At 78.2% G+C, this 4922-nt stretch carries 3 protein-coding genes and 1 pseudogene; 1 reads left to right on the top strand and 3 read right to left on the bottom strand.

Annotated features, from left to right (window positions below):
* Positions 1-218: 218 nt before the first annotated feature.
* Positions 219-1451, bottom strand: a complete 1233-nt coding sequence (locus RKE29_RS27850) for a geranylgeranyl reductase family protein (RefSeq protein WP_312008453.1) — start codon at positions 1449-1451, stop codon at positions 219-221.
* A 349-nt stretch (positions 1452-1800) separates the two neighbouring features.
* Between RKE29_RS27850 and RKE29_RS27845 the strand changes: the two are divergent.
* Positions 1801-3159: pseudogene (locus RKE29_RS27845) on the top strand (dipeptidase); the annotation flags it as partial.
* Between the two features lie 341 nt (positions 3160-3500).
* Here RKE29_RS27845 and RKE29_RS27840 read toward each other — a convergent pair.
* Complete coding sequence (locus RKE29_RS27840; RefSeq protein WP_312008452.1) at positions 3501-4535, bottom strand: NUDIX domain-containing protein; 1035 nt, start codon at positions 4533-4535, stop codon at positions 3501-3503.
* A gap of 117 nt (positions 4536-4652) precedes the next feature.
* A partial coding sequence (locus RKE29_RS27835) for an ROK family protein (RefSeq protein ID WP_312008450.1) occupies positions 4653-4922 on the bottom strand: 270 nt, incomplete at its 5' end.

Below are 4922 nucleotides of genomic sequence, written 5' to 3'. Positions count from 1 at the left end.
CGCCCGCGCCTGCCCGGGCGCGCCCGCGCGCTCGTCCGGGCCGGCGGGCGCGGCGGGTTCCGCGCCGGCCCGCCGCTCCTCAGGCGTCTCCTGCCGCATACGGCCACGCTAGACCGGCCGGGACCGGCCCGGCGTCCCCCGGGCGCGGTGGCCGCCCGTACTCCCCGCGGAGTACGGGCCCCGCGCGGCCCCACAGGGCCGGTGGCGCCCCGGAGCCGTCAGCCGAGGCGGTCGACGGCCATCAGGACCCGCCGCGCGGCCGGGTGGGTGCGGACGATCTCCGCGAAGGAGGTGCTGCCGCGGGTCACCCGGGCGAAGGCGCGCCAGGCCGGGCGCAGCCCGGTGACGGCCGCGTGGAACACGCCGGGGCGCCGCGCGAAGGCCGCGTACAGCCGCCGCCCGACGCCCATCTCCACGCCGAGCCCCGCCTTGATGGCGAAGGCGTAGTTGAGGGCCTGCCGCCGGGTGTCGACCGCGTCGTGGGCCTCGGCGATCCGCACCGCCCACTCCCCCGCCAGCCGCCCGGAGCGCAGCGCGAAGGAGATGCCCTCGCGCGTCCACGGCTCCAGCAGCCCGGCCGCGTCCCCGCACACCAGCACCCGGCCGCGCGACAGCGGCGAGTCGTCGGAGCGGCAGCGGGTGAGGTGCCCGGAGGAGACGGTCGGCTCGAAGCCCGCGAGGCCGAGCCGGGCGATGAGGTCGTCCAGGTAGCGCTTGGTCTCGGTGCCCTCGCCGCGCGCCGAGATGACGCCGACCGTCAGCGAGTCGCCCTTGGGGAAGACCCAGCCGTAGCTGCCCGGTATCGGACCCCAGTCGATGAGCACCCGGCCCGCCCAGTCCTCCGCGACCGACGGCGGCACGGGGATCTCCGCCTCCAGGCCGAGGTCGACGTGGGCGAGCTTCACCCCGACGTGGGCCCCTATGCGGCTGGCGCTGCCGTCGGCGCCGACCACGGCCCGCGCCAGCACCGCCGTGCCGTCGGCGAGCACGACCGCGACGGTGCGCCGGTCGGGGACGGCCGGGCCGTGCTGCTCGACGCGCGTGACCGTGACGCCCGTGCGCACCTCGGCGCCCGCCTCCCGGGCCGCCCGCACCAGGCCCGCGTCGAACTCCGGCCGGCTGACCAGCTCGAACAGGGTGTGCCGGGACCGGCGGGTGCGGGTCAGCCGGCCGTTCAGCGAGAAGGTCACGGCGTGCACCCGGTCGCGCAGCGGCGGCTCGAAGCCGGGCGGCAGCGCCTCGCGCGAGGGGCCGATGATGCCGCCGCCGCAGGTCTTGTAGCGCGGCAGCCGGGCCTTCTCCAACAGCAGCACCCGGCGTCCCGCGCTGGCCGCGGCGTGCGCGGCGGACGCGCCCGCGGGGCCCGCGCCCACCACGACGACGTCCCACACCCGCCCGTCCTCCGACCGCGCCGGGGACGTCTCGTCCCGGGCCGCGCTGTCGCTGCTCACGTGTGCCTACGCTCCCACTCGTCGGATGTCCGGTCCGCCCCTGGCGGGCGTCGAGCCCTGGCGGCGTCGAGCCCTGGCGGGCGTCAAGGCCGCATCCTACGGCGCGCGGGTGCGCGACCGGCCGTGTGGGATGATGACCGGTGCCCTGCGCCGGCCGCCCCCGGTGACCGCCGCGCCGCGTCCCGTCAGGCGCGGCCCGCCGTACGGCCGTGACCGCCGGGCCGGCGGTGCCCGCCGAAGCGGGCCGCGCACGTCACCGAGTCCGTCATGGAGTCCGAGGGGGTCGCCCGCGTTGCCGCAGTCCTCGCCGCAGTCCTCGAAGCCGCCCGCGTCGCCCGCGTCGCTGGGCCTGCCGCAGGCGTCACCGCTGGCCGCCACGGTCGCGTCCCTGCACGCCCGCGCCCGGGCCGACCTGGCCGAGCTGGTGGGCTTCGCGTCGGTGGCCGACCCCGGGCAGTTCCCCCGGAGCGAGTGCGAGGCGGCGGCCCGCTGGGTGGCCGACGCGCTGCGCGCCGAGGGCTTCGCGGACGTGGCCCTGCTGGACACGCCGGACGGCACCCAGTCGGTCTACGGCCACCTGCCCGGCCCGCCCGGCGCCCCGACCGTCCTGCTGTACGCGCACTACGACGTGCAGCCGCCGCTGGACGAGGCGGCCTGGACCTCCCCGCCGTTCGAGCTGACCGAGCGCGACGGGCGCTGGTACGGGCGGGGCGCGGCCGACTGCAAGGGCGGGGTGGTCATGCACCTCACCGCGCTGCGCGCCCTGAAGGAGCACGGCGGCGTGCCCGTGGGCGTCAAGGTGATCGTGGAGGGCTCGGAGGAGCAGGGCACCGGGGGCCTGGAGGACTACGCGCGGGCCCACCCGGACCTGCTGGCCGCCGACGCGGTCGTCATCGGCGACGCGGGCAACTTCCGCGCCGGGCTGCCGAGCGTCACCGCGTCGCTGCGCGGCATGGCGATGGTGCGGGTCACGGTGGACACGCTGGCGGGCAACCTGCACTCCGGGCAGTTCGGCGGCGCGGCCCCGGACGCCCTCGCCGCGCTGATCCGGATGCTGGACACGCTGTACGCCGAGGACGGGTCCGCGGCCGTGCGGGGCCTGGCGGCGGACGGGCGCTGGGCGGGGCTGCGGTACCCGGAGGAGGACTTCCGCGCGGACGCCGGCGTGCTGGACGGAGTCGAGCTGCCGGGCGCGGGCACGGTCGCCGACCGGCTGTGGGCGCGCCCGTCGGTCACCGTCCTGGGCATCGACTGCCCGCCGGTGACCGGTGCCACGCCCTCGGTCCAGGCGAGCGCGCGGGCGCTGGTGAGCGTGCGGGTGCCGCCCGGCGCGGACGCGGCCGAGGCGGCCGGGCTGCTGACCGCGCACCTGCGGGACGCGGCGCCGTGGGGAGCGCGGGTGACGGTGGAGCAGGCGGGCCAGGGCCAGCCGTTCAGCGCGGACACCGGCGGCCCGGCGTACGCGGCGATGGCCGACGCGCTGCGGGAGGCGTACGGCGGCCGGGAGACGGCCACGATCGGCCAGGGCGGCTCGATCCCGCTGTGCAACACGCTGGGCTCGCTGTACCCGCGGGCGGAGTTCCTGCTGATCGGGCTGAGCGAGCCGGAGGCGCGCATCCACGCCGTGGACGAGAGCGTCTCGCCGCGGGAGCTGGCGCGGCTGTCGTTCGCGGAGGCGCTGTTCCTGCGCGGCTATGCGGCCCGGGGAGCCGCACAGGCCGACCGCGCGNCGGGCTCGCGATGCCCGGCACTCCCCCAGCTACCGCTGGGGGTGCCCCCGCCCCCGGCTACCGCCGGGAGGTGCCCCCGTGCGGCGTTGTCGTCGTCGCACGCAGTGCCTCCCCCGGCTATCGCTGGGAGGTGCCCCCTGCGCTCTCCTCCTCCGCCTTGCAGCCGGGGGTACCTCCCAGCGGTAGCTGGGGGAGCACCGGACGCCGCTCCCTGATCCACCCTGATCCACACGACACGGCCTGGGGCGGGCCGGAGCCGCCGCTCCGCCCGCTCCGGCCGCCCAGGGCGGCCCCCGCCAGGCGGGGGCCGCAGGGCCGGTCAGTCCGCCGGAACGCCCGCCTCCAGGTACCGCGGGCGGCCCTGGCGGCGGGCGCGCAGCGCCCAGTGCAGCCTGCGGTGGCGCGCCGGGGGCAGCAGCTCGGCCGCCTCCTCCTCGGTGGCGAACCGCCACGCGCGCAGCTCGGCGGGCGGCAGCGTCACCTTCCCCGCCCGCTCGGGGCCCAGCAGGCCGCCGTCGAACAGCAGCCGCAGGCCGCCGTGGCCGTACGGGTCGGGCGGCTCCCAGTCCACGACCAGCAGGCGCAACGGCTCGTCGGGCCGTACGCCCAGTTCCTCGACCACCTCGCGGACGCCCGCCCGCGCCGGGGCCTCGCCGGGCTCGACCACGCCCCCGGGGAACTCCCACCCGGGCTTGTAGGTCGGGTCGACCAGCAGCACCCGGTCGTCGTCGTCGAACAGCAGCACCCCGGCGGCCAGCGTCTCGGCCTCGGGGGCCGGGGTCTGGACGATGTCGCGCGCGCCCGCGCCGGCGCGCACCGCGTCCGCGACGCGCTCGGCGGTCTGCCGGGGGCTCAGGCCGGTGGTGTCCACGACGTACGCGTCGTCGGTGAGCCAGGACAGGGCGTCCCGGTAGGGCGTGAGGTGGTCCAGGCACCACCGGCGGACCGACGCGCTGCGGGCCGGGTCGCCGGGGACCTCCTCGCGCTGGGCGATGCGCTCGCGGAGGATCGTCTCGTCGGTGTGCAGCAGCACGTGCTGCACCGGGATGCGGCGGGCCGCGAAGCCGCCGAAGATCTCGTCGCGGTAGTCCTGCCTGAGGACGGTCATCGGCACCACGAGCGGGCCGCCGACCTCGGCGACGAGTGCGGCCCCGGCCTCGACCACGAGCCGCCGCCAGGACGGCAGGTCCTGGTAGTCGGACACCTCGCGCAGCCGCTCCGAGGGCAGCAGGAAGCGCAGGGTCGCGCCGACGATCTCGGGGTCGTAGAACGTGCTGCCGGGCAGGAACTCCACCAGTTCGCGGGCCGCGGAGGTCTTCCCCGCGCCGAACGCGCCGTTCAGCCAGACGATCACGCTGTCCCCCCGCTTGCCGGTCCCGCACGCCCTTCCCGTATCCGCCCTACCCTGCCACGCCGCGCGCGCCGGTGGCCGCAGGCGCCGGCGGGCGCACGCCGGGCGCCCGGGGGCGCGTCACCCGTCCGGGTGCGTCACGGCCGCGGGTTTGAAGCCGGCGAGGCCCGCCTGCCAGGCCGCGGCGGCGGCCGCGCCGACCAGCCCGGCGTCGGTACCCGTCCGCGCCGGCACCACCCGCAGGTCGCGGACGAAGGAAAGGGTCGCGTAGTCGCGCAGGCTGCGCCGCAGCGGTCCGAACAGCACCTCCCCGGCGCCGGCCACCCCGCCGCCCACCACCGCGATGTCGATCTCCACCAGGGCCGCGGTGGCGGCGATGCCCGCCGCGAG

Source organism: Streptomyces sp. B1866 (genome assembly GCF_031932565.1).
Taxonomy (GTDB): domain Bacteria; phylum Actinomycetota; class Actinomycetes; order Streptomycetales; family Streptomycetaceae; genus Streptomyces.
Note: the sequence above shows the minus strand (reverse complement) of the source record. Positions and strands in the feature narration are given on the sequence as shown.